Here is a 23,118-nt window from a genome sequence, read left to right as displayed (position 1 = left end):
GCTATCCCACCCGCTGTTTTTCGTACGCCTTCAGATGCGTGTAGGCGATACGCAGCTTCGGCACCGGCACCTTGGCGGCATCGGCGCGCGCGATGAGATCGCCGATGACGTGATCGGCTTCGACCGGCAGGCCCGCCTTGATGTCGCGGAACATCGACGCGGTCATCGGCGAGCCCTCGGTGGTGATATTGCCCTTCACCCGCTCGAAGAACGGCCCGCCCGGCGGATAGCCCGACGCGGTCGCGATCGCGCTGGTCTCATCGAGCATGCCGAGCAGGAAATCCCGACCGCCGGGAGCCGCAAGGATGTTGCCGACCGAGGCGCGCATGAGGCTGGTGGATGCCGCGAGCGAGGAGAGGAACACCCACTTCTCCCACATGTCCTGCATGATGTTCTCGCTGGCGGTGGCGCCAGCGATGCCGCTCCTGAAGGCCTCGTCGATCGCCTTCACCCGTTCCGACATCCTGCCGCCGCGCTCGCCGTAATTGATCGACTGCATCGGCTGGAGCTGCACCACCTCGCGCTTATCGTTCAGCGTCGCGGCGATGGCGCAGAGGCCGCCCAGCACGCGCTCCTTGCCGAACTTGGCATCCAGCGTGTCGAGGTGCTTCATGCCGTTGAGCATCGGGATGATGGTGGTGTTCGGCCCGACCGCCGGTGCGAACGACTTGATGGCGTCGTCGAGGTCGAACGCCTTACAGCTCAAGAGCACGACGTCGAACTTGTCCTTGAGCGCGTCCGCCTGCACGGTCGGCGGATCGTTCAAGGTCACGTCGCCATTCGGGCTCTTGATGACGAGGCCGGCGCTCGCAAGCTCGGTGGCGCGCCGCGGCCGGACCAGGAATGTGACGTCGCCGCCGGCCTGCAACAACCTGCCACCAAAATAGCCGCCGATGGCGCCGGCGCCGACCACGAGGATACGCATGGGATCTTCCTTGTTCTTGCTGTTGGCGGTCTATCTATAGACGCCCTTGCGAGCGAAGCGAAGCAACCCAGAATGTTGCCGCGATCACATTCTGTCGCTGGAGTATGATGCTATTTGCCGAGGACCATCTCCTCGACGTCGCGGAGCTGCTCCTTGCCAAAGAACATCTCGTTGCCGACGAAGAAAGTCGGCGAGCCGAAGGCGCCGCGGGCGACTGCCTCCTCCGTGTTCTTGATCAGTCTGCCCTTCACCTCGGGTTCCTGGGTCCGGGCGAACAGCTTCTGCGCATCGAGGCCGGAGGATTCCAGCGCCTTCGCCGCGATCTCAGGATCGTCCATCTTCTTCGGCTCGCGCCACATGTGGTGGAAGGCGGCCTCGACGTATTTTTCGAAGACTCCCTCGAGCTGCGCCGCGATTGCCGCGCGCATCAAATTCAGCGTGTTGACGGGAAAATGCGGATTCCAGACATGGGGCTGGACATGGAAGCGCCTGATGAAGCGCTCGGTCTCAACCTGCTGGAACTCCCGCTTGTTCTTGATGCCGGCCAGCGTCTCGGCCGGCGATTTGTTGTTGGTCGCCTTGAAGATGCCGCCGAGCAGGATCGGCACATATTCGAACTTGACGCCGATCCGCTGCTCGATCGCCGGTATCGCCAGATGGCTGAGATAGGCGTTGGGGCTGCCGAAGTCGAACAGGAATTGCGGGGCGGTGCGGGTCAATATCATTCTCCCTGACGTCGCTTTTTGCTCATTGTGGCGCAGGCCGCGCCACAGGTCCACCGTTTAATGATGGTCATAATACTTTGGGGATCAGATCAGACGCTGGACTGCCTGCTTGCGCCACACCAGGAGGTAATAGCCCATCTGCAGGGCGAGCATGGCGCAGAACACAATCGGATAGGCGGCCCATACGCCCCCAAGGCCGATCGTGCCGCTCAGGATTACCGCAGCCGGCAGCTCGATCGCGACGATCGCGAAGATCGACAGCAGCATCGGCGTGAAGGCGACGCCGGCCGCGCGCATCGCGCCGGAAAACACCGTGGCGAGGCCGAAAGGCACCGAGCTCCACAAGGCGATGTACAGCAGCTCCCTCGCCAGATCGAGCACGGCGCCTTCGGTGATGAAGATGCCAAGCACCGTGCGCGGCACCAGGTAAATCAGCGCCACCAGCCCGCCGGTCAGAGCGAGGTTGAACGCAAGGCCGGTGCGCACGATGCGGTCGAGCCGCGCCCGGTCGCCGGCACCGATCGCCTGCGCACCGAGGATCGAGACCGCGATCGAAATCGACATCGCCGTGAACTGCGTGTAGCCCATCACCTGATTGACGGCGCCATAGGCGGCCGTGGCGTTTGAGCCGAAGCCGTTGACGAGGCCGAGCAGCACCAGCTCCGCGATCGCCATCACCATCATGCCGATCGCGCTCGGCAGCCCGATGCCGAGAATCTTACTGAGCACGGCGCCGTTGAACCGCACCTGACGCAGCAGTGCCGCGTCCGGCGCGAGCGCGTGCTTCCTCCTCAGCAGATAGACGGCCAGCGAGGTCAGCGTGAGCATGTTCGAGATCGCAGCCGCCCACGCCGGACTGGTGATACCCGCCGCCGGCAATCCGGACGCGCCGCGGATCAGCAGTGGCGTCAGAATCAGGCCGATCGCAGTCGACGACGCCAGCGCCAGCAGCGGCGTCAATGTGTCACCGACTCCGCGGATCATCGCCATCATCAGCAGGAAGATGAAGCCGAGCGGCACGGTCAGCAGCATGATTCGCGCATAGGCGCTGGCCTCATCGAGAATGTCAGCGGGCGTGGCGAGCGCGATCATCAATTGCCGGCTGAAGAGCCCGCCAACCAGTGCAATCGAAATCGACAGCAGCAAGCCGACTGCGAGCGTCGTCCCCACGATGAGCTTGATCCCGTTGTGCTCGCCCGCGCCAAACGCTTGGCCGATCAGCACGGTCGCGCCGGTGCTCAGGCCCATGACCAAGGCGAACAGGAAGAACATCACGGGGAAGAACGCCGAAACGGCGGCGAGCGCGTCGACGCCGATCATCTGGCCGAGATAGACGTTGCTGACAGTGCCGAACAGCGATTGCAGCGCGTTGCTGAGCATTAGGGGAGCAAGGAAGCGGAGGAATGTGGTCCAGAGAGGTGTTGCGGCGGACATGGATTGGCCTTTCATCAGGGTGTGCGAAGCCGTTGCCGCGCAATGCGCGGCTCGGCTGTCGATGGGGTTGTGAAGAAGCGGCGCGCGGTTTAAGCGCGGTCGCTGTAGGCGAGCTTGACGATGTGGTCGCGGATGTCGGTCGGCCAGTCCGCGATCAGCCCGGTGAAGCGCCGCCGGTCATCCGCGAACAGCGCGCGCGAGGCTTCCTCGAACTGCGGCAGATTGCCGGCGATGGTCGACATGAAATGATAGGCGGCATCGCGCGCCTGGCGCTCGCGGTCCTTGTCGCCGCTCGCGCGCCTGGCCTCGTCGACCAGCTTGCGCAGCGCGACCGAGGCACCGCCCGCCTGCGCGTTGAGCCACTCCCAGTGTCGCGGTAGCAACGTCACCTCGCGCGCGACCACGCCGAGTTTCGGCCGGCCGCGGCCGCGCGGCTCTGCGGGTGCTTCAGCCTCCTCACTCGGCGGCGGGGCCAGCTTCGCCAGCCGCGCCAGCACCTCGCGGTCATCGCCGCGCAGGTCGAAATCGATCGACCGCCCGGTGCCGTCATCAAAGATGATGATCGGCTGGTCCAGCGATTGCGTGGCTCGCTTGACCGCGAGCGCGACATCGCCGGCCGTGCCGGAGGCCAGCCGACGCTGGCCGACGAAGGCTGTGTAGGTCCCTTGCATTGGAATCATTGCCATTTTGTTCGTGCCGCGAGCTTAATACCCGGGTACATTCCCGCCGTCAATATACCCGGGTGAAAATATCTGTACCTGCGGCTCGACAATGCGTTTCCGGGCTGGCACGAACGGCGCGGCCGACCGACCACGCCCAATGCTTGAGGACTCCGCGATGCTGACCGTTCACCACCTCAACAATTCCCGCTCGCAGCGCGTGCTGTGGCTACTCGAGGAGTTGGGTGTGCCTTACGAGATCGTGCGCTATCAGCGCCAGCCGGACATGCGCGCGCCGAAGGAGCTGCGCGCCATCCATCCGCTCGGCAAGTCGCCCGTCGTCACCGACAACGGCAACACCATCGCCGAGTCAGGCGCGATCATCGAATACCTCATCGCCACCTATGGCAATGGCCGGCTGATTCCGCCGCCGAACACGCCGGAGCGGCTGCGCTACACCTATTGGCTGCACTATGCGGAAGGATCGGCGATGCAGCCGCTGCTCCTGAAGCTGCTGTTCACGCTGATGCCGAAGCGCGCGCCGGCGCTGCTTCGGCCGCTGGTGCGCAAGGTCTGCAACCAGGCGCTGACCGCGCTGGTCAATCCGCAGCTCAAGCAGCACATGGACTATTGGGAAGGTGAGCTTGGCAAGAGCGAATGGTTCGCCGGCAGCGAGTTCACCGCGGCCGACATCCAGATGAGCTTTCCGCTGGAAGCGGCCCAAGCGCGAGGCGGGCTCGAGCAGGGCCATCCGAAGGCCATGGCGTTCCTGGAGCGCATCCACGCGCGGCCGGCTTATGCGCGTGCCCTCGAGAAGGGCGGGCCGTACCAGGTGGGAAGGTAAGCCACTATCTCGTCATTCCGGGGCGGTGCGCAGCACCGAACCCGGAATCTCGAGATCCCGGGTTTGATGCTTCGCATCGCCCGGGGATGACGCCGAGCCGTCAATCCGCGTGCAGCACGCGCCCGCGCGTCTCCGGCAGCGCGAACGCGGCGATGAAGAACACCGCATAGGCGACCACCGCAAAAATCGCGATCGCGTTCGCCAGCGACGTCGTCGCCGACAGCGCGCCGACGAGGAATGGAAACAGCGCGCCGATGCCGCGGCCGAAATTGTAGCAAAAGCCCTGGCCGGAGCCGCGCAGTCGCGTCGGATAGAGTTCTGTGAGGAACGCGCCGATCCCGGAGAAATAGCCCGAGGCGAAAAAGCCGAGCGGGAAACCCAGTATCCAGAGGATCTCGTTGGTTAGCGGCAGCTGCGTGTAGAGCAGCACTACTGCCATGGCGCCGAGCGAGAAGATCAGGAACAGATTGCGCCGCCCGATCCGATCGGCAAGCCAGGCACCGGTGAGATAGCCGATGAAGGAGCCGATGATCAGCGTCGACAGATAGCCGGTCGAGCCGACGACGGACAGGTGCCGCTCCTTGGTCAGGAATTGCGGCACCCAGAAGGTGATGGCGTAGTAGCCACCTTGGCAGCCCGTGGCCATCAGAGACGCAAGCACCGTGGTCTTCACGATCGGGAAGGTGAAGATCTCCCAGAGTTTCGGATGACCGCCCGTTTCCGCCTGCTTTGCTCGGGCCTCGGCTGCGATCTCCGGCTCGGTGACGGAGCGGCGGATGTAGAACACCAGCAGTGCCGGTAGCGCACCGATCACGAACATCCAACGCCAGGCCGTCTCCGCCGGCAGAAGCGAGAACAGGATCGCCTGCGACAGCACGGCGAGAGCCCAGCCGACCGCCCAGCCCGACTGCACCGAGCCGACCGCGCGCCCGCGAAATTGCGGCCGGATCGCCTCGCCCATCAGCACGGCGCCGGCGGCCCATTCGCCGCCGAAGCCGAGACCGAGAACGGCGCGCGCGATCAAGAGCTGATCGAAATTCTGCACGACGGCGCAGACCAGGGAGAAGAAAGAGAACCAGACGATGGTGATCTGGAGCGTCCTGACACGCCCGATATGGTCGGAGAGATAACCGCCGAGCCAGCCGCCGATGGCGGAGGCGAGCAGCGTCACCGTGCCGGCAAGGCCGGCCGAGGCTGCATCGACCTTCCACAGCGCGATGATGGTGCCGATCACCAGCGGGTAGATCATGAAGTCCATGCCGTCGAGCGCCCAGCCCGCCGCGCAGGCCCAGAACGTCCGCCGTTCGGACGTATTCATGTCGCGATAGAAGGCGAGCAGGCTGGTGTCCTCGATCTCGGCGCGTTCGATGCGCTGGTTCGGATCGGCGATGGTCATGTTGCGTTTCCCCGGCAATTGTTTTGGCGGACGGTAGTAGCATGCGCGACGGCCGAGCAAGCCGGCGCGCGCGGTCGTGCCATGCAGAGAGAGCGGGTTTACTGCCCCGCCGCCTCCGCGCCGCGCGTGCGCGGATCGGCCGCGCCGAGCGGTCCGTTCGGCGTCACGAGAATCGAATTCGCCGATGTCTGTCCCATCGGCTCGACGATGAGATGGCCCATCACCTTAAGCCCGAGCAGCACGTCGTCGGGAAAGCCGCGTTCGACGCGCACTTCATCCGGCAACCATTGGTGATGCAGCCGCGGCGCTGCGACCGCGGCCGCAACATCCATCCTGTAGTCGAGGACGTTCACGATCACCTGAAGCACGGTCGAGATGATGCGGCTGCCGCCAGGCGAGCCCGTCACCAGCACCGGCTTGCCGTCCTTCAGCACGATGGTCGGGGACATCGACGAGAGCGGCCGTTTGCCGGGTCCAGGCAGATTTGCCTCGAAGCCGACGAGGCCATAGGCATTGGAAGCGCCGACCGCCGCCGTGAAATCGTCGAGCTCGTTGTTGAGCAGCACACCGGTGCCTTCGGCGACGAGGCCGACGCCATAGCTGAAGTTCAGCGTGTACGTGTTGCTGACGGCGTTGCCGCGACGGTCGACGACGGAAAAATGCGTGGTGTTGCTGCCCTCGCGCGGCGCGGCAGACGCGGACACGAGGTCATTCGAGGGCGTGGCGCGTTCGGCGGAAATGCCCGCGCGCAGCTTGGCGGCGTAGTCCTTTGCGATGAGCGTCTCGATCGGCGCGTCGACGAAGGCGGGGTCGCCGAGATAGCGCGCACGGTCGGCATAGGCGCGCTTCATGGCCTCGATCAAGAGATGCAGCGATGCCGGCGATCCCTGCCTCAGATCAGCGAGCTGAAACCCCTCGAGGATGTTGAGTGTCTCGACCAGCACCACGCCGCCGGACGAGGGCAGCGGCATCGAGACAATATCATAGCCGCGATAGGTGCCGCGCACCGGCGCGCGGATGACTGGCTGATAGGCTCTGAGGTCGGCCGGCGTCATGATGCCGCCGGCGTCGGTCACGGCCTTGGCGAGCTTCTCCGCGACCGGCCCCTGATAGAAGCCGCGCGGCCCCACTGCGGCTACGGCCGACAACGTTTCGGCGAGATCGCCCTGCACCAGCCGGTCACCTTCGCCCAGCGGCGTGCCATCGGGCCGCGAGAAGATCTTGGCCGAGGAAGGCCAGCGTGCCAGCCGCCGGTGCCAGCTCGGCAGCGTATCGGCAATGTCGTCGCTGACGGTGAAGCCATCGCGCGCGAGCGCGATGGCCGGCGCGAGTAGTTGCGCCAGCGTGAACTGTCCCGAGCCGTATTTGTCCAATGCCAGCGCGAGGCCGGCGACTGTGCCGGGCACACCGATGCCGAGCGCGGAATCGCGCGACTTCGTCGCGTCAGGCTTGCCATCGGCGCCGAGAAATATCTGCGGCGTGGTCGCAGCCGGCGCCGTCTCGCGATAGTCGATCGTGACGTCTTCATTGCGATCGGCGGAATGAATCACCATGAAGCCGCCGCCGCCGATATTGCCGGCGCGCGGGTAGGTCACCGCCATCGCAAAGCCGGTCGCGACCGCAGCATCGATCGCATTGCCGCCGCGCCGCAGGATGTCGGCGCCGACCTGTGCGGAAATCTTCTCCTGCGCCACCACCATGCCGTTCTCGGCGGCGACGGCGCGCACACTGTCGCGTGCAGGCGGGACATAGCCCGTCCGCGCATCCTGAGCGGCCGCCGGAGCGAAGCCAAACGCCAGCGTGGCTATGAAGGCAAAAAATGTCCGCCGTGTCGAATATGACGACATCATCAAACTTCCGCCGCGTGCTCGGGCCAGTTCACACGTCTCGGTGCAATGCTATACGGTTTGCGCCGGTAGAGGCAAAACTGTTCGTGATGAGGACTGCGTGATGACGACGATCGCCCCCGACGTGCGCATGACCAGCACCCCGCGCACCTATCCGCCCCGTGCCGCCATCGTCAGCTGGATCTTCTTCGACTGGGCTGCGCAGCCCTATTTCACGCTGATCACGACCTTTGTGTTCGCGCCCTATTTCGCGAGCAGCGTTGCGCCAAATCCCGCCGCCGGCCAGTCGCTGTGGGGCTTCGCGATGGCCGCGGCGGGCCTTGCGATCGCGCTGCTGTCACCCGTGCTGGGGGCCATCGCCGACGCGGCGGGCCGCAGGAAGCCATGGATCGCAGGCTTCGGCGCGGTGCTGGTGCTGGCGTCCTGCACGCTCTGGATCGGCAAGCCCGGCGATTACGCCATCATTCCGACCTTGCTCACCGCGGTCGCGCTCGCCAGCGTCGGTGCGGAATTCGCCACCGTCTTCAACAATGCGATGATGCCGACCCTGGTGCCGCCGGAACGGATCGGCCGGCTCTCCGGCACAGGCTGGGCTACGGGCTACATCGGCGGCATCGTCAGCCTGGTCATCGTGCTCGGCCTGCTCGCCGCCAATCCCGAGACTGGCCGCACGCTGCTCGGCGTCACGCCGTTGTTCGGGCTCGATCCCGTCACGCATCAGGGCGACCGTGCCGCCGGGCCGCTGACGGGGCTGTGGTTCATCATCTTCGTGACGCCGATGTTCCTGTTCACGCCGGATTATCCGGCGAGGCGCCCGTTGCACGAGGCGCTGCGCGAGGGCCTGTGGGAGCTCAAGCAGTCGATCAAAGGGTTGCCCAAGCAGAAGTCGCTCGCGGCGTTCCTGCTCGCCAACATGATCTACACCGATGGTCTCGTGTCGCTGTTCGCGTTTGGGGGCATCTATGCCGCAGGCACGTTCGGCTGGCACACGATCCAGATCGGTACGTTCGGCATCATGCTCGCGATTGCCGGCGCGTTCGGCGCATGGCTCGGCGGCAAGCTCGACGATCGTCTCGGACCGAAGCGCGTGATCGCCGGCAGCATGCTGATCCTGCTGCTGTCGCTTGCGGCGATCCTGCTGGTCGACAAGGATGCGATCTTCTTCATCAAGGTCGCGCCGCCGCAAGCAGGCGCTCCCCTGTTCTCGAGCGCGGCGGAGCGCGCCTATCTCGTGCTGGGCTGTTTGATCGGTGCGGCCGGCGGCCCGCTGCAGGCCGCCTCCCGCACGCTGCTGATCCACCTCGCACCGCACGATCGCATCGCTCAGTATTTCGGCCTGTTCGCGCTGACCGGGAAGGTGACGTCCTTCGTCGGACCACTCTTGATCGGCATGATCACCGCGGTGACCGCGAGCCAGAAGGCCGGCATGGCCGTGCTGGTGGTGTTCTTCGTTGCGGGACTTGGCCTGTTGATGCGCGTGCGGGAGTAGCCCGCAGCATGCGATCTCACCTCAGTCATTGCGAGGAGCGAAGCGACGAGGCAATCCAGACTGCCCCCGCGCGAATGAATCTGGATTGCTTCGCTACGCTCGCAATGACGAAGTCAGGACCGATGCGCGCCTAGGGCGAGCTTGTCCGGGACGACAGTGAGGCTCAGTGCCTGAAGTGCCGCGTGCCCGTGAACACCATGGCGATGCCGTGCTCGTCGGCGGCCTTGATCACCTCGTCGTCGCGCATGGAGCCGCCGGGCTGCACCACGGCGGTTGCGCCGGCCTCGATGCAGGCGAGCATGCCGTCGGCGAACGGGAAGAAGGCATCCGACGCCACCACCGAACCCTTGGTGAGCGGCTCAGCCAGCTTCAGCTCGGCTGCGGCATCCTGCGCCTTGCGTGCCGCGATCCGTGCTGAATCCACCCGGCTCATCTGGCCTGCGCCGATCCCGACGGTGGCGAGATCCTTGGCGTAGATGATGGTGTTGGACTTGACGTGTTTTGCCACCCGGAACGCGAATTTCAGGTCACGCATCTCCGCGTCGGTCGGTGCGCGCTTGGTCACGACCTTGAACGTCATGTCGTCGACCACCGCGTTGTCGCGGCTCTGCACCAGCAGGCCGCCCGCGACCGTCTTGGCGGTGAGGCCCGGCGCACGCGGATCGGGCAGGCTGCCGGCGAGCAACAGGCGGAGGTTCTTCTTGCCGCCGATGATGGCGATCGCCTCCTCGCTGGCATCGGGCGCGATGATGACCTCGGTAAAGATCTTCGTGATCTCGCGCGCGGTGTCAGCGTCGAGCGCGCGGTTCATCGCGATGATGCCGCCGAAGGCTGACGTCGAGTCGCACGCAAGCGCCTTGCGATAGGCGGTGACGAGGTCAGGGCCTTCCGCGACGCCGCAAGGATTGGCGTGCTTGACGATGACGCAAGCCGCCGTGCGCTTGGCGTCGAACTCGCCGATGCATTCATAGGCGGCATCGGTGTCGTTGATGTTGTTGTAGGAGAGCTCCTTGCCCTGGAGCTGCCGTGCGGTGGAGACGCCCGGGCGCTTGTCGGGCGTCGCATAGAACGCCGCGGTCTGGTGCGGGTTCTCGCCATAGCGCAGCGACTGGATCAGCCGGCCGCCGAAGGCGCGGAAATCCGGCGCATCGATTTCGAGCTGTCGGTTGAACCAGTTCGAGATCGCGGCGTCATAGGCCGCGGTGCGCGCGTAGGCTTTCGCGGCAAGCCGGCGGCGCAGCGCAAGCGTGGTCGCGCCGTCATTGTGGGCAAGCTCGTCGAGCACCGCCTTGTAGTCCTGCGCCTCGACCACGACGGCGACATCGTCATGGTTCTTCGCAGCAGCGCGGATCATCGCGGGTCCACCGATGTCGATGTTTTCGATGCAATCCTCGAAGCCGGCGCCTTTGTCGACGGTTGCTTCGAACGGGTAGAGATTGACGACCAGGAGATCGATCGGCGCGATCCCGTGCTTCTTCATCGCGTCCGCATGTTCGGCATTGTCGCGGATCGCGAGCAGGCCGCCATGCACCTTCGGGTGCAGCGTCTTGACGCGACCGTCCATCATCTCGGGGAAGCCGGTGAGGTCGGAGACGTCCTTCACCTTGAGGCCCGTCGCGGCGATCGCTTTTGCGGTGCCGCCGGTCGAAACCAGCTCCACGCCGCGTGCGGCGAGCGCGCGGGCAAACTCGATCAACCCGGTCTTATCGGAAACGGAAAGCAGCGCGCGGGTGACGCGGCGGGTCGTGTTGGTCATGGACAAGATCCTCTGTTGTAAGGAGTACCTATGCCCAGGCGCGCGGCAGCCATATCCCGCGCTTCCCGATGGTGCTCCATCCAAGGTCGCCAGTCGCGCGAGCGCGTGTTCGTTAGCAGCTTTCGACCGTTTTCACAACGCCGGGATGGGCCGAATCGCGCGCGGTTACAACGGAAGTTCCGGCTCACGCCTGGCGTTGCGGCGGGCGTTGGTGACTGCGGGCGAGGCGGTGGAGCGGACGAAGCTCCAGCGCACCGACGGCGCCTGGCGGGCGTTCTGCCGGATCACGATCTGCGCGGTGCGGCGCGGGCCGTCATTGCCGGCCAGGAACACGCTGTCCTCGAGGTCGACCTTGTCGTCCAATGCTTCAAAGGTCCAGACGTCGCGATTCGGCAGCACCAGCATGACGCCGCGGGCGTCCGACAACCGGCTCGCCTTCACCGCCGGATGCAGATGGAAGCGCAGCGCGAAATCCGCATCGGCACCCTTGAAGCGTCCGCCCTGCGGCGGCGACAGCGTGTCCTCGCCGTCGATACGCGCGCCGTCATTGGTGATCATCAGCACGCGGCGGTGGATCGCCCCGAACTTGCCGAGATAGCCGTCATGCGACGTCGTCAGCAGCATGCCGTTCGGCACCACCTCGCGATAGCTCTCGACCTCGACCGGACCGCTGGTGACGGGTGCGCCGTGCAGGAGCCGTTTCATCGCCGACATCTCGACGAACTGGCATGACGAGGTGTCGTGATAGGTCAGCGTCGAATGCGCCGCCGTGCTGCGTGCGAACGGCCGCCAATTGTCGCGACCCGTGGTCGGCATGCCGCAATTGGTGACGATGCGGCTGATGCCGGAAGACAGTTCGAACGCCAGGCAGCCGGCATGGGCATCATGGCTGACGCCGGCCGGCGGCGGCGGGCCGGTATCGATGATCAGCGTGGTCTGGCCGGCATCGAGGCGCTGGAAGCCGGTATGCGGCATGTTCGCCATCGGCACGCCGTGGGTGTCGTCATAGGCGAGCAGCGTGGCGAGCAGGTCCGAAGAGGTCGCGCTCATGCCGTTGAACAGGGCGAAATTGCCGTCGCCGTGCCGGAAGAAGCGCAGCATCGGCATCATGCGGTCGATCGCATTGAGCAACGCCGGCGGCGGCGCGATGTTGCGCGCGGCAAAGGTCTGCCGCAGCGGCAAGAGATCGATCAAAAGTTCGATCAGCGCGCCCGGGTTGCGGGAGATGTGGCCACCGTCGGGCAGGATCTGCCGCTGCAATTCATCGGACAGCTTCTTCGAGGCGCTGCGGATGTGACGTGTCTGGTTGGCGAGGCACAGGGCCGCATAGCACAGCGCGATCAGCACCTGGAGCTTCGGCACCCCGTCCGGAATGTCGACCATGGTGTAGCGCAGGAAGCGGATCTCTCGCGCCAGGGCGCGCAGATAGCGCCTATAGAACTTGTTGTCGGTCTCGCCCAGCACCAGCGGCGCCTGCGACAGCAGCGAGATCACGCGCCGGGCCAGCACGTCGGCGCGGCGCGCGACGGGGCGGCGCTTGTTGGCGGGGTTGGCGATCCAGTCCTCGATGAGTGCCCGCGCATTCGCCCGCGTCAGCGCGGTGTCGGCGGCGCGCAAATGACGCAGCCAGCCGAAGCCGAGCAGCGCAACCTCCCAATCCTCCGACGGCGGCTCGAGATCGAAGATCGAGCGGCCGTGGCAATTGACGATCTTGCCGGCGAAGACGAAGCGTCCGGCATAGATCTCGGCGGCGCGGGTCGCGTCCGCGGTGCGCAGGTCGTGCGGTGCGATGATCAGCCGGTCGGTGCGGCCGGGCCAGACCCGCGACAACGCAACGGAACCGCCGCTCGCGCGCGCGAGCATGTTCCGCGCGAAGCGGTTCATGACCAGCGTCGAGATACGTCTGCGTTGAGCGACCGACACGCCTTGCCTTGAAGGGGGAGAGGATCAGTGACGAATCCTTATTAATCCCAAAATCGGACGTCTGACACCACCTTGAACGGCGCGAATCAGCGTCGTGGTCGCAAAATCCAGTGCAAAATCAGGATTTAACGAGCCGGGCCGCGAAAAATCCGTCGAGGCCGCCGAGCTTGGGATCGGCGTTCGGCAGATGGCAGGGCAGGGTGCGAAGATCGCCGTCTCGGTTGAGGATTTCGTCCAGTCCCGCGACCTCCGACGCCTTGATCGGAACGCGGCGAAGCGCAGGCTCGGCGGCGAGCAGCGCCGCCACGGCCTGCTCACCCTCCTCGGGCTCCAGCGAACAGGTGCAATAGACCAGCGTCCCGCCTGGCTTGAGCAGCGACACCGATTTTCGTAGCAGCCGCTGCTGCAGCACGGCCAGGGCGGCGATGTCGGATTCCTGCCGCAGCCATGCCACGTCGGGATGACGGCGGATCGTGCCGGTCGAGGTACAGGGCGCATCAATCAGGACGCCGTCGAAGGCCTCGGCCGGGCCGGCCCATTCCACGGCGTCAGCGACGACAGTCTCGGCCTGGAGCGACAGTCGCGCCAGGTTTTCGCGCAAACGCGCCACCCGCGCGGGCGAGCGGTCGACGGCCGTGACATGCGCGCCCGATAGCGCCAGCTGCGCGGTCTTGCCGCCGGGGGCGGCGCAGAGATCGGCAATGGACTTGCCTTTGACGTCGCCGAACAGCCGGGCGGGCAGCGCGGCGGCAGCATCCTGCACCCACCATTGTCCCTCGGCGAAGCCGGGCAGCATGGTCACCGAACCGTGCAGCAACATCCGCACCGTTCCCGTCGGCAGTGTCTCGCCATGCAGACGGCTCGCCCATTGTGCAGGATCCGACTTCACCGTCAGATCGAGCGACGGCTCGTGCCCAAGCGCCAGTGCCATCTCTCGCGCGGTCGCTTCGCCATAATGCGCGCTCCAGCGCGCGAGGAGCCACGGCGGCAGATCCAGCGATTGCGTCGCGACTTCCTCGACCAGCGCCTTGCCCTCGCGCGCACAGCGGCGCAGCACGGCGTTGACGAGGCCGGCATAGCGCGCGGCGCGGCGGTCGGATTGCACGAGGCGAACGGAAAGATCGACCGCGGCATGATCCGGCACGTCCATCCAGAGAATCTGGGCGGCGCCGATCAACAGCGCGCTCTGGGCGCGCGGCGCGTCGGAAGGAATGCCCTTGTCGAGCAGGCGGGACAGCACATGGCCGAGCGTGCCGAGCCGGCGCAGCACCGTGGCGACGAGGCGCCGCATCAGCGCGCGGTCGCGGTCGGCCAGCGTCTTCAGTCCGGGATGGGCGCTGCCGCCGTCGAGCTGGTCGTCAAGCGTGCGGTGCTTGTGCAGCACGCCGTCGACGATGTCGGCGGCAATCCGGCGTGCCGCAAGACCTGGCACTTCGGATGGAGGGACGAAACGTTGAGATGGCATGCGGAAGCAAGGTTCTGAGCGAGCGGCAGTTCCGCCGCAAAGGGCGCATGCCTTGAGAAGGCGATCTCTGACACGCGAATATGCCAAATGTAAGAATGTCCTCTCGCGACAGCAGTCTGCAATGACCAATTCAGCAATGCGTAATTGGACCTCGCACTTCCCCTGATCCTGCGCTAGAAACCCGAAGAGATGAGTGACCAGCCCTCCGTTCCCGATCGCAAGCCGCTGCCGCCGGCGGCACAGCGCGCGCTGGCCGAAGCCGAGGCGCGCCGGCAGGCTGCCATCGCCGCGCATGCTGGAGCCGCGCCCAGGGAGCTGCAGGGACCAAAGGGGCCGGAGCCGACCCGCTACGGCGATTGGGAGCGAAATGGCATCGCTTCGGACTTTTGACGCGCCGCGTGACGCGCGCTCGTCTTAAGTGAACTTGCCGGTTCACTCGACTCAGCCGTAGCGTGCAGGAATGTCGCGCTTCGACCCCGGCCATCCATACCGGCCTTCATACAGCGGCTCGCCATTCGGCCGCCGCTTGTCCGGCCTGTTGCCGTTGATGTTCGTGGTTGGCGTTGTGACGGCCGTCGTGCTCGGCCTTCGCCAGGGAACGATCTGGCCCATTCCGCGTGTCGATGACGAACACTCGCGCGATGCCGGGATCATCCTGCAGCAGTCCGACAGGTCCGATTTGAAGCAACCGGTCGAGGTTGTCCGCACCATCGACGGCGATACGTTCCTCGCGCGCCTGCATCGGCGCGACGGGCGCGATCTCGTCGCGCGCGTCCGTCTCCGCGGCATCGATGCGCCCGAGATGAAAGCATCTTGTCGAGATGAATTGGACAAGGCCGAGGCCGCCAGCGATGCGCTACGCAATCTGCTCGGTCAGGGCGGCGTGATGATTTACAACCTCGGTCAGGATAAATACGGCCGCCTTCTCGCCGACGTCGCCACCAAGCGCACCGCCAACGTCTCGGCCGCGTTGCTCGCCGGCGGCTTTGTTCGCAGCTACAATGGCGGCCATCGCGACGGCTGGTGCGCGCGCGGCTGGCGCTTCTGGCAATAAAAAAGCCGCGTCGAAAGACGCGGCTTTCTCATCTCGACCGATTCAGGCGATCAGCGCGTCACGACCACCGTCGTGCCGACGGAGACGCGGCCATAGAGATCGGTGATATCGTCGTTCAGCATGCGGATGCAGCCATAGGAGACGAAGCCGCCGACCGAGCCCGGCACGTTGGTGCCGTGGATGGCGTATTCGCCGCCGGCGAGCGTCATCGCCGCAACGCCCATCGGATTGCGCGGCGAGCCGCCCGGAATGACGTCGGGGATGTTCGGCTTGTCGCGCTTTACCTCGGCGGGCGGCGCCCAGGCCGGATTGAGATACTTGCCGTCGATCTTCGTCGTGCCGGCCCATTGCTTGCCGGCCTTGCCGACGCCGACCGGATAGCGCACGGCATGGCCGTTATCGAGGATGAGATAGAGCCGCCGCTCGCTGGTCTTGACCACGATGGTGCCCGGCGAATAGTCGGCCAGATGCGCCCCCACCAGTTCCGGCCGTGCCTCTGCCCCGGTCGACATCGAGACCCCAACCCCGATGGTGGCGGCCAGCGCCACTGCAATCCTCATCGACATCAATGCTTCCCTTTGCCCAAAACAAATCGTCCAAAATGACGCAAAACCCGGCAATTGCCGCCGCGCCGAGCCCTCGTCACGCTCATTGTTAACCGCGCCCGTTAACCGGATGGTTTCCACGCACGGCCACCGAGGGCCAGCCGGCAGGGGGAACAAAGGAAATGTTCGAAACAAAGTAAATGACCTGAAAACAACACTGGGCGGGAAAGACGCGGGCGAGGCACCGCCCGCTCTGACAATTACGCGAGGAGGTGCCGGGAAGAGCCGGTCTGGTCCGAGGAGCCCGCGGCTATTTGCAGATTCCGGAGCCGATCCAGATTTGGAGACTGCTCGCGGCGACACTGGAATCGACCTTCACGCTCACCCCACCGGGCGCAACGCGTGTGGCTCCAGCAGGAGCGGCGATCCCTGTGATGTCCTTGGCCAGCAGCTCAGCGAACGGGCGGTCGGACGGAGATCCATACCGCACCTCGCACGTCCGCGCCGCTGCCTCGTTCCTGGTGCCGCCCCCGGCCGTGGGCTCCTGCCATTTCCAGCCCAGCGCCCCCACCTCGCGCGCGAACGGCCTGATGTCGCGGTCGCGGTTGAAGTCGCCGGCAAAGACGAGAGAGGCTGTGTAGTCGCCCCGATATGGCAGCCAGATGCCGAGCTTGTTGGCCTCCATGGTCTGTGGCCGCGGCTTGATGCCGGTACCGAGCAACTCGTTGGTGATCTGAGCGGCCTTGGTGGCGGCCGCAAGACTCTTCGCATCCCCCGCGCGGTAATCAACCCCCGAGCGTGGCGATACGCTGTCCGGCTTGTTGTCGTTGTCGACGTTATCATCCGAGTGGAACTGCTCAAAGCCGGCGTCGTGCAGCTTCGCAAGAAGCGCATCGACCTGCTGCTGAGGACGTTTGGTGTGCAGGTAGATCGTCACTCCATTGAAAGCAGTCGCCGTCGTTGTGGCCGTAGGGCTCGGCGTCGCAGTTACGTCAGGTATGGAGGGGCGGCTTGCCGGCGGCCAATTCAGCATGACGACGGCGACCGCGACGCCTGCTGCCATTGCGATTGCCAATGCGATCAACCAACCCTGCAATGATCGTGGCTTTCCTCCGGCCGGTTCTGGTTTTGAGGGCCCAGGCTCATCTCCAGCAGGTCGCTCTTTGACAGGTCCGGGGCTGGTCGAACCAGGAAGCTCGTTGGCGGGCGATGACGTCGACTTGGTTGGAGCTGGTTGAACTCCCACTCTCAATTGAACTGCTTGACGAAGCTTCATGAACTCCGGGGCGTTGCGATCGCCTTGCCATTTCGAAAAATCGCCTGTCTGAATACCACGGAAGCCCAGCGGAGGCTTGGCACCGTCCAGCGAGATCGGAACGAGCTTGCCCGCCTCATTGGCGAGCCCGGCTTCATCAAGAACGTATTTGGATTTCGTCGAGGCTTTCGACCAAGCGACGATCGTGCACGACGCTCTATTCAGCTCTTCCTCGATCTCCTCGCTGAAGGATCGTGCGATCTGAAGATCGTCATCCCACCACACCGTCCACTCGGTTTCGAGCGCATGAATGATGGGCTCGATCTGCGCGCGATCAACCTTGGCATAGCTGAAAAAAATATCGGCCAAGCACCAGCCCTCGCATAATCGCCCTGGAATAACAACTTCAGGTTAGTCCTGGAATCCTTCGCGAGCAACATTGCAGGATTGGCGACGATGTGGGCCAAAAATGACGGGGCCACGCAAGCGTGGCCCCGGCATGGATTTCAGAGCTGCGGGGTCCCGGTTCGATGCTCACGCATCACCCGGAACGATCCCGATGACTTACGCCGATTTCCGGTTTTGCCGGTTCTTGACGAGATCGTCGACCACGGCGGGATCGGCCAGGGTCGAAGTGTCCCCTAAGCTACCGGGCTCGTCCTCGGCGATCTTGCGCAGGATGCGCCGCATGATCTTGCCCGAGCGGGTTTTGGGCAGACCCGGCGCGAACTGGATCTGGTCGGGCGAAGCGATCGGGCCGATCTCCTTGCGCACCCAGGTGACGAGTTCTTTCCGCAGATCGTCCGTCGGCTGCACGCCGGCCATCAGAGTGACATAGGCGTAGATGCCCTGACCCTTGATGTCGTGCGGAAAGCCGACCACGGCGGCCTCCGACACCTTCTCATGCGCGACCAGCGCGCTCTCGACTTCCGCGGTGCCCATGCGATGGCCGGAGACGTTGATCACGTCGTCGACGCGGCCGGTGATCCAGTAATAGCCGTCGGCGTCGCGTCGGCAGCCGTCGCCCGTAAAATACTTGCCCTTGTAGGTCGAGAAATAGGTCTGCTCGAAACGGGCGTGGTCGCCGTAGACCGTGCGCATCTGGCCCGGCCATGAGCGCGTGAGACAGAGATTGCCGGTGGTCTCGCCTTCCAGCACCTTGCCGTCGGCGTCGACGATCTCCGGCACCACGCCGAAGAACGGCTGCGTCGCCGAGCCCGGCTTCAGCTTGGTCGCGCCCGGCAGCGGCGTGATCAGGATGCCGCCGGTTTCGGTCTGCCACCAGGTGTCGACGATCGGGCAGCGGTCGTCGCCGACGACGCGGTGATACCACTCCCAGGCTTCCGGATTGATGGGCTCGCCGACCGAGCCGAGCAGGCGAAGCGAGGCGCGCGAGGTCCTTTTCACCGGCTCGTCGCCGCCCTGCATGAGTGCACGGATCGCAGTCGGCGCGGTGTAGAAGATGTTGACCTTGTGCTTGTCGATGACGTTCCAGAACCGCGAATTGTCAGGATAGTTCGGTACGCCCTCGAACATCAGCGTGGTCGCCCCGTTCGCCAGCGGTCCGTACAGGATGTAGCTGTGGCCGGTGACCCAGCCGACGTCCGCGGTGCACCAGTAGATGTCGCCGTCGTGATAGTCGAAGACGTATTGATGCGTCATCGCGGCATAGACGAGATAGCCGCCCGTCGTGTGCAGCACGCCCTTGGGCTGGCCGGTCGAGCCCGAGGTGTAGAGGATGAACAGCGGATCCTCGGCGTGCATGTGCTCGAGCGGGCATTCCGTCGTCACCATCGCCGCCGCCTCGTGGTACCAGAGGTCGCGGGTCGGGTTCATGTCGACCTTGCCGCCGGTGCGCTTGACAACGACGACCCAGTCGACGCCGTCCGTCTTGGCGAGCGCAGCGTCGACATTGGCTTTCAGCGGCACCTTCTTGCCGCCGCGCAGGCCTTCGTCCGCGGTGATGATGACCTTGGATTGGCAGTCATTGATGCGCTGGGCGAGACTGTCCGGCGAGAAGCCCGCGAACACCACGGAGTGGATCGCGCCGATGCGTGCACAGGCCAGCATCGCATAGGCGGCTTCGGGAATCATCGGCAGGTAGATGGTGACGCGGTCGCCCTTCTTGACGTTGCGGGTGCGCAAGATGTTGGCCATCCGGCAGACCTCGTCGTGCAGCTCCTTGTAGGTGATGTGCTTTGACTGCGAGGGATCGTCGCCTTCCCAGATGATCGCGGTCTGGTTGGCGCGCGCAGGCAAATGCCGATCGATGCAGTTGTGGGCGACGTTGAGGACACCGTCCTCGAACCATTTGATCGAGATGTTGCCGGGGGCGAACGAGACGTTCTCGATTTTCGTCGGCGCCTTCATCCAGTCGATGCGCTTGGCCTGCTCCGCCCAGAAACCGTTCGGGTCCGAGATCGAGCGGGCGTACATCTCCTTGTACTTGGCCTGGTCGATCCAGGCGCGTTTCGCCCACTCCGCGGGGACGTCGTAGATCTTCTCGGACATGCTTCCCTCCACATACGGCGGGCCGAACGCCAGCGATCGGCGAGCCGACTTGATCATTGACTGATTATGCGTCGGGCTAGCCGGACCCGACAAGGAGCACAAGCTGGACCTTCGGTGGGCTGCCGGCCATGCGGAGGATCAGGGCCATCTGCCGCGACCGTCGCGGATCTGAACCAGGCCCGCGGGCGCCTTTTGGGGTGTTTACCCCGTTTGCGCGGAACAGCCCGGCGCGGAGCCTCATGCATCATTGGAGGTATTTAGCAACCTCCTCTCACTGATTCGGGACTCGCAATACGGTTCGGAACACCCTAAATGGCCAACCCGGGTCCAAAGAGACCCCCGGAACAAAAATCAGAACAGCAGCATTGATCGATAACAGACAGGGCTAAAGGCATAAGACTATGATGGATCAGCAGAATCTCGGGACGATGCGGCCCGCTTCAGCCGATCCTGCGGCCATTGCCCTCGCCAAAGCCCTTGGACAATGGCCGAAACCGGCGCCCTTCAGGCGCCCGAGCCCGAAGAAGGTCTTCGATACGGCGCCCGCAGCGACGGTCGAGGCGCTTGCCAAGGAACTCGGCCTGCGGCTCGGCGACCAGAACGAGCTGACCATCCGCCGTATCAAGCGCGGCAAGGGCTACCTATTCGTCCGTCCCAATGGCGCGCACATCCGTGATGCCCGCACCATCCGCCGGCTGCACGCGATGGCGGTGCCGCCGGCCTATCGCGAGGTACGCTACTCCGCCGATCCGAACTCGCACCTTCAGGCCGTGGGCCGCGATGCCGCGGGCCGGCTGCAATATCGCTATCACGCCGACTGGGAGAAGGTGCGCGAGCAGCGCAAGGCGCATCGGCTGGAGAAGCTCGTCGGCGCGCTGCCAAAAATCCGGCGCAAGGTTTCGGCGTTCCTGTCGGGGGACGAGCCGACGCGCGAGTTCGCGCTCTCGGCCGTGATCGAGCTGATCGCGCGCACCGCGATCCGTCCGGGTAACGAATCCTATGCCCGCCTCAACGGCACCCGCGGCGCCACCACGCTGCTGAAGTCCAACGTTATCTTGGAAGGCGACAGCTTCGTGCTGACCTTCAAGGCCAAGGGCGGCAAGGCGGTGCGCAAGGAGTGCGACGCGGCCAAGCTGGTGCGCGCCATCGGCATTTTGCAGGGCGTCCCGGGCAAGCGCATGTTCCAGTATCGCGATGCCTACGGCATCGTGCGCGCGGTCAACACCACGCAGGTGAATGCGTTCTTGCGCGAGATCGCGGGCATCAAGATCTCGCTGAAGGATTTTCGCACGCTGATGGCGTCCGCCGTCGTGGTGGAATCGCTGTCGCGGATCACGCCGGCGACCAGCCAGCGCGGCCGCAAGAAGCAGGTGCTGGATGCGATCCGCGCCGCGGCGGACAAGCTCTCCAACACGCCGGCAATCTGCCGCAAGAGCTACGTCCATGACACCATCGTCACTGCGTTCGAGGAGGGCATCCTCGAGCGCTTCGCCGCGACCATGAAGGGCCAGCGTTCGCAGGCAAGACGCGAGCAGCTGCTGGCGCAGGTGGTGGCGACCGCGGCCGTGTAAGCCGCCCGACGTCCCTACGTCTTGTCTGAAACACCATTGTCCGGGCCGGGGTCGCTGCCGGCGGCTGCGCGCGCGAGACGTCCCAGATAATGCGCCCATCCCTTCGCATGCGCGGCGGCCTGCGCCTCGCTCGGCAGGCCGCTATGGGTCATGCGCAGCAGCGTGCCGCCGTCGCGCTCGATCAGGTCGATCTCGATCAGGCTCGATCCGGGCGGCACTTCCTGACCGCCCTCCCAGCCGAATGTGTAGGCCAGGCGATGCACCGGCACGACCTCGCGAAAGGCGCCGCGGGCAACGCCATCGCGCGGACCGATACCCTTGAGCAGGTAGAGCCCGCCCGGATGTGGTTCCGTGGTCGCGTCGGAGCCCATCCAGCTGAGGATCTTCTCGGGGTCGGTGAGATAGGCGAAGACCGTGGCACGTGGGGCCGCGATCTGGGTCTCGCGCCGCACCATGAACGGCTCGGTCATTGGCGATCATCCCTCGTCTTGCCTTAGGCTGACCTTGGGACATGGCGGCGCTGCGGGGCTCCGTCAAGGATTGCCCGTGACAAAGACGGCCCGGCTTCGCCATCATCGGACCATGGATCTATCTCCGACCCTCGCCTGGCTCGTCGATGCCGCCTCGGATTGTCCCGGAGCCGACCGCCTGCTCGCGGAGCTCGGCGCTCATCTGGTGGCCGACGGCGTGCCGCTTGCGGCAGGCAGCCTGACGCTGGAGGTGCCGCACCCGCTGATCGCGAAGCGCACGTGGTTGTGGCGGGCTGATCGCGGTCAGGTGATCGAAGCGCTTGGCTTCGTGCCTGGCGGGCTGGCGCCGGACCCGCCGAACGATGCCGGCCGCCGCTGGCTGCGCGACATCGCGCACGGCGAGGTGCACGAAGACATCGTCGGCCGGCTCGATGGGCCGCAACTGGGCTGGATCGGTCCGCGTCCGTTCACTGCAGACGAGATCGAGCAATTGCGCCAGGCCGCGCGCTTTGCCGCGACGCCCCTTGCCGTGCTCGCGGCGCGTGCCACTTTGCGCGCGACACTGGATGCCTATCTCGGCAAGCGCAGCGCAGAGCGGGTGCTGGCGGCACCCTTGCGGCGCGACCTCGGCGAGACCATTCAGGCTGCGCTGCTCTATGCGGACCTGCGCAATTTCACGAGCTTGTCGGAAACCGCGCCGCCGGCCCAGGTCATCGCGGCGCTCGACGCCTGGTTCGACCGCATCGCCGGCGCGGTTCATGCCTTCGGCGGCGAGGTGCTGAAATTCATCGGCGACGGCGTGCTCGCGATCTTCCCGGTGCTCGAGGCATCGCCGCGCCGCGCCTGCGATGCCGCTCTCCGTGCGGCGAGTGCCGCCGAAGCCGGGATGGCCTATCTCAACGCCGAGCGCCGCGCGCAAGGGCTGCCGTCGCTCGCGTTCGGTGCGGCGCTCCATCTCGGCGAGATGCTCTGGGGCAATATCGGCGCCGCCAACCGGCTCGATTTCACCGCGATCGGTCCCGCCGTCAATCTCGCCAGTCGTCTCGAGGGATTGTGCAAGCCGCTCGGGCGGACCGTGCTCGTGTCGGGGGCGCTTGCGGCCGAGACGGACATGCCGTTGATCGCACTCGGATCGCATTCGCTGCGCGGGATTGCAGCGCCTTGTGAGGTGTTTGCGTTACCGGATCCGCAAGCCCGGGTATCGTAGCCCGAATGGAGCGAAGCGCAATCCGGGCTACGGCAGCTTCGG

At 65.3% G+C, this 23,118-nt stretch carries 19 protein-coding genes and 1 riboswitch; of the genes, 6 read left to right on the top strand and 13 right to left on the bottom strand.

What is annotated here, in order from left to right; all coding sequences use genetic code 11:
- Position 1: 1 nt before the first annotated feature.
- The 4 genes from panE to P6U28_RS31740 form a co-directional block, all read right to left on the bottom strand.
- Positions 2–925, bottom strand: a complete 924-nt coding sequence (panE, locus tag P6U28_RS31755; protein ID WP_407120455.1) for a 2-dehydropantoate 2-reductase — start codon at positions 923–925, stop codon at positions 2–4.
- A 110-nt stretch (positions 926–1,035) separates the two neighbouring features.
- A complete protein-coding gene (locus P6U28_RS31750; RefSeq protein WP_174221541.1) occupies positions 1,036–1,644 on the bottom strand; it encodes a 2-hydroxychromene-2-carboxylate isomerase in 609 nt (202 codons plus the stop codon).
- 90 nt (positions 1,645–1,734) lie between these two features.
- The gene (locus P6U28_RS31745) at positions 1,735–3,084 is read right to left on the bottom strand and encodes an MATE family efflux transporter (protein WP_407120454.1); all 1,350 of its coding nucleotides are present in this window, start codon (positions 3,082–3,084) and stop codon (positions 1,735–1,737) included.
- An 89-nt stretch (positions 3,085–3,173) separates the two neighbouring features.
- A complete protein-coding gene (locus P6U28_RS31740) occupies positions 3,174–3,755 on the bottom strand; it encodes a DUF2239 family protein (protein WP_162500057.1) in 582 nt (193 codons plus the stop codon).
- A gap of 166 nt (positions 3,756–3,921) precedes the next feature.
- On the opposite strand from P6U28_RS31740, the gene P6U28_RS31735 reads away from it, so the two are divergent.
- A complete protein-coding gene (locus P6U28_RS31735; protein ID WP_407120453.1) occupies positions 3,922–4,587 on the top strand; it encodes a glutathione S-transferase family protein in 666 nt (221 codons plus the stop codon).
- Positions 4,588–4,687: 100 nt separating this feature from the next.
- Here the strand turns inward: P6U28_RS31735 and P6U28_RS31730 are convergent, their stop codons facing one another.
- On the bottom strand, positions 4,688–5,983 hold the full coding sequence (locus P6U28_RS31730) for an MFS transporter (RefSeq protein ID WP_122400299.1): 1,296 nt from the start codon (positions 5,981–5,983) through the stop codon (positions 4,688–4,690).
- 98 nt (positions 5,984–6,081) lie between these two features.
- The gene (gene ggt, locus P6U28_RS31725; RefSeq protein ID WP_407120452.1) at positions 6,082–7,833 is read right to left on the bottom strand and encodes a gamma-glutamyltransferase; all 1,752 of its coding nucleotides are present in this window, start codon (positions 7,831–7,833) and stop codon (positions 6,082–6,084) included.
- 100 nt (positions 7,834–7,933) lie between these two features.
- Between ggt and P6U28_RS31720 the strand changes: the two genes are divergently transcribed.
- Positions 7,934–9,319, top strand: coding sequence for an MFS transporter (locus P6U28_RS31720; RefSeq protein WP_122400301.1), 1,386 nt, complete (start codon positions 7,934–7,936; stop codon positions 9,317–9,319).
- Positions 9,320–9,482: 163 nt separating this feature from the next.
- On the opposite strand, the gene purH is transcribed toward P6U28_RS31720, so the two are convergent.
- The 3 genes from purH to P6U28_RS31705 form a co-directional block, all read right to left on the bottom strand.
- Positions 9,483–11,075, bottom strand: coding sequence for a bifunctional phosphoribosylaminoimidazolecarboxamide formyltransferase/IMP cyclohydrolase (gene purH / locus P6U28_RS31715; RefSeq protein ID WP_407120450.1), 1,593 nt, complete (start codon positions 11,073–11,075; stop codon positions 9,483–9,485).
- A gap of 25 nt (positions 11,076–11,100) precedes the next feature.
- Positions 11,101–11,182, bottom strand: a riboswitch (ZMP/ZTP riboswitch).
- 58 nt (positions 11,183–11,240) lie between these two features.
- Positions 11,241–12,959: a heparinase II/III family protein gene (locus P6U28_RS31710; RefSeq protein WP_407120449.1), complete on the bottom strand. Its 1,719-nt coding sequence runs from the start codon at positions 12,957–12,959 to the stop codon at positions 11,241–11,243.
- Positions 12,960–13,116: 157 nt separating this feature from the next.
- Positions 13,117–14,463, bottom strand: a complete 1,347-nt coding sequence (locus P6U28_RS31705; RefSeq protein WP_407120448.1) for an RsmB/NOP family class I SAM-dependent RNA methyltransferase — start codon at positions 14,461–14,463, stop codon at positions 13,117–13,119.
- Between the two features lie 189 nt (positions 14,464–14,652).
- Here P6U28_RS31705 and P6U28_RS31700 point away from each other — a divergent pair, with 189 nt between their 5' ends.
- Together P6U28_RS31700 and P6U28_RS31695 are read left to right on the top strand one after the other, a co-directional pair.
- A complete protein-coding gene (locus tag P6U28_RS31700; protein ID WP_122400305.1) occupies positions 14,653–14,853 on the top strand; it encodes a DUF1674 domain-containing protein in 201 nt (66 codons plus the stop codon).
- Between the two features lie 70 nt (positions 14,854–14,923).
- Entirely contained in the window at positions 14,924–15,517 is a 594-nt protein-coding gene (locus P6U28_RS31695; protein WP_407120447.1) for a thermonuclease family protein, read from the top strand.
- A 50-nt stretch (positions 15,518–15,567) separates the two neighbouring features.
- Here the strand turns inward: P6U28_RS31695 and P6U28_RS31690 are convergent, their stop codons facing one another.
- From P6U28_RS31690 to acs, 3 genes are all read right to left on the bottom strand, one after another.
- Positions 15,568–16,083, bottom strand: a complete 516-nt coding sequence (locus tag P6U28_RS31690) for a L,D-transpeptidase (protein ID WP_122400307.1) — start codon at positions 16,081–16,083, stop codon at positions 15,568–15,570.
- Positions 16,084–16,372: 289 nt separating this feature from the next.
- A complete protein-coding gene (locus P6U28_RS31685) occupies positions 16,373–17,686 on the bottom strand; it encodes a toll/interleukin-1 receptor domain-containing protein (protein WP_407120446.1) in 1,314 nt (437 codons plus the stop codon).
- 195 nt (positions 17,687–17,881) lie between these two features.
- The gene (acs, locus tag P6U28_RS31680; protein WP_162500059.1) at positions 17,882–19,828 is read right to left on the bottom strand and encodes an acetate--CoA ligase; all 1,947 of its coding nucleotides are present in this window, start codon (positions 19,826–19,828) and stop codon (positions 17,882–17,884) included.
- A gap of 401 nt (positions 19,829–20,229) precedes the next feature.
- On the opposite strand from acs, the gene P6U28_RS31675 reads away from it, so the two are divergent.
- Positions 20,230–21,399 (top strand): DNA topoisomerase IB, encoded by a 1,170-nt coding sequence (locus P6U28_RS31675; RefSeq protein ID WP_122400309.1) that lies wholly within the window; start codon positions 20,230–20,232, stop codon positions 21,397–21,399.
- Between the two features lie 14 nt (positions 21,400–21,413).
- On the opposite strand, the gene P6U28_RS31670 is transcribed toward P6U28_RS31675, so the two are convergent.
- Complete coding sequence (locus P6U28_RS31670) at positions 21,414–21,869, bottom strand: SRPBCC domain-containing protein (RefSeq protein ID WP_129144325.1); 456 nt, start codon at positions 21,867–21,869, stop codon at positions 21,414–21,416.
- A gap of 112 nt (positions 21,870–21,981) precedes the next feature.
- Here P6U28_RS31670 and P6U28_RS31665 point away from each other — a divergent pair, with 112 nt between their 5' ends.
- Entirely contained in the window at positions 21,982–23,076 is a 1,095-nt protein-coding gene (locus tag P6U28_RS31665) for an adenylate/guanylate cyclase domain-containing protein (protein WP_407123127.1), read from the top strand.
- Positions 23,077–23,118: the final 42 nt, after the last annotated feature.

It is taken from the genome of Bradyrhizobium sp. STM 3561, from assembly GCF_045571455.1.
Taxonomy (GTDB): Bacteria; Pseudomonadota; Alphaproteobacteria; order Rhizobiales; family Xanthobacteraceae; genus Bradyrhizobium; species Bradyrhizobium vignae.
The sequence above is the reverse complement of the archived record's forward strand: the minus strand, read 5'-3'. Positions and strand labels throughout refer to the sequence as shown.

What these genes read in the sequence shown, in the direction of transcription:
- P6U28_RS31740 (WP_162500057.1), bottom strand. Translation starts at nt 3,755, where the DNA reads ATGCAAGGGACCTACACAGCCTTCGTCGGCCAGCGTCGGCTGGCCTCC.
- ggt (WP_407120452.1), bottom strand. Translation starts at nt 7,833, where the DNA reads ATGATGTCGTCATATTCGACACGGCGGACATTTTTTGCCTTCATAGCC.
- P6U28_RS31730 (WP_122400299.1), bottom strand. Translation starts at nt 5,983, where the DNA reads ATGACCATCGCCGATCCGAACCAGCGCATCGAACGCGCCGAGATCGAG.
- P6U28_RS31705 (WP_407120448.1), bottom strand. Translation starts at nt 14,463, where the DNA reads ATGCCATCTCAACGTTTCGTCCCTCCATCCGAAGTGCCAGGTCTTGCG.
- P6U28_RS31710 (WP_407120449.1), bottom strand. Translation starts at nt 12,959, where the DNA reads ATGAACCGCTTCGCGCGGAACATGCTCGCGCGCGCGAGCGGCGGTTCC.
- P6U28_RS31720 (WP_122400301.1), top strand. Translation starts at nt 7,934, where the DNA reads ATGACGACGATCGCCCCCGACGTGCGCATGACCAGCACCCCGCGCACC.
- P6U28_RS31700 (WP_122400305.1), top strand. Translation starts at nt 14,653, where the DNA reads ATGAGTGACCAGCCCTCCGTTCCCGATCGCAAGCCGCTGCCGCCGGCG.
- P6U28_RS31665 (WP_407123127.1), top strand. Translation starts at nt 21,982, where the DNA reads ATGGATCTATCTCCGACCCTCGCCTGGCTCGTCGATGCCGCCTCGGAT.
- P6U28_RS31745 (WP_407120454.1), bottom strand. Translation starts at nt 3,084, where the DNA reads ATGTCCGCCGCAACACCTCTCTGGACCACATTCCTCCGCTTCCTTGCT.
- P6U28_RS31735 (WP_407120453.1), top strand. Translation starts at nt 3,922, where the DNA reads ATGCTGACCGTTCACCACCTCAACAATTCCCGCTCGCAGCGCGTGCTG.
- purH (WP_407120450.1), bottom strand. Translation starts at nt 11,075, where the DNA reads ATGACCAACACGACCCGCCGCGTCACCCGCGCGCTGCTTTCCGTTTCC.
- P6U28_RS31695 (WP_407120447.1), top strand. Translation starts at nt 14,924, where the DNA reads ATGTCGCGCTTCGACCCCGGCCATCCATACCGGCCTTCATACAGCGGC.
- P6U28_RS31670 (WP_129144325.1), bottom strand. Translation starts at nt 21,869, where the DNA reads ATGACCGAGCCGTTCATGGTGCGGCGCGAGACCCAGATCGCGGCCCCA.
- P6U28_RS31690 (WP_122400307.1), bottom strand. Translation starts at nt 16,083, where the DNA reads ATGTCGATGAGGATTGCAGTGGCGCTGGCCGCCACCATCGGGGTTGGG.
- panE (WP_407120455.1), bottom strand. Translation starts at nt 925, where the DNA reads ATGCGTATCCTCGTGGTCGGCGCCGGCGCCATCGGCGGCTATTTTGGT.
- P6U28_RS31675 (WP_122400309.1), top strand. Translation starts at nt 20,230, where the DNA reads ATGATGGATCAGCAGAATCTCGGGACGATGCGGCCCGCTTCAGCCGAT.
- acs (WP_162500059.1), bottom strand. Translation starts at nt 19,828, where the DNA reads ATGTCCGAGAAGATCTACGACGTCCCCGCGGAGTGGGCGAAACGCGCC.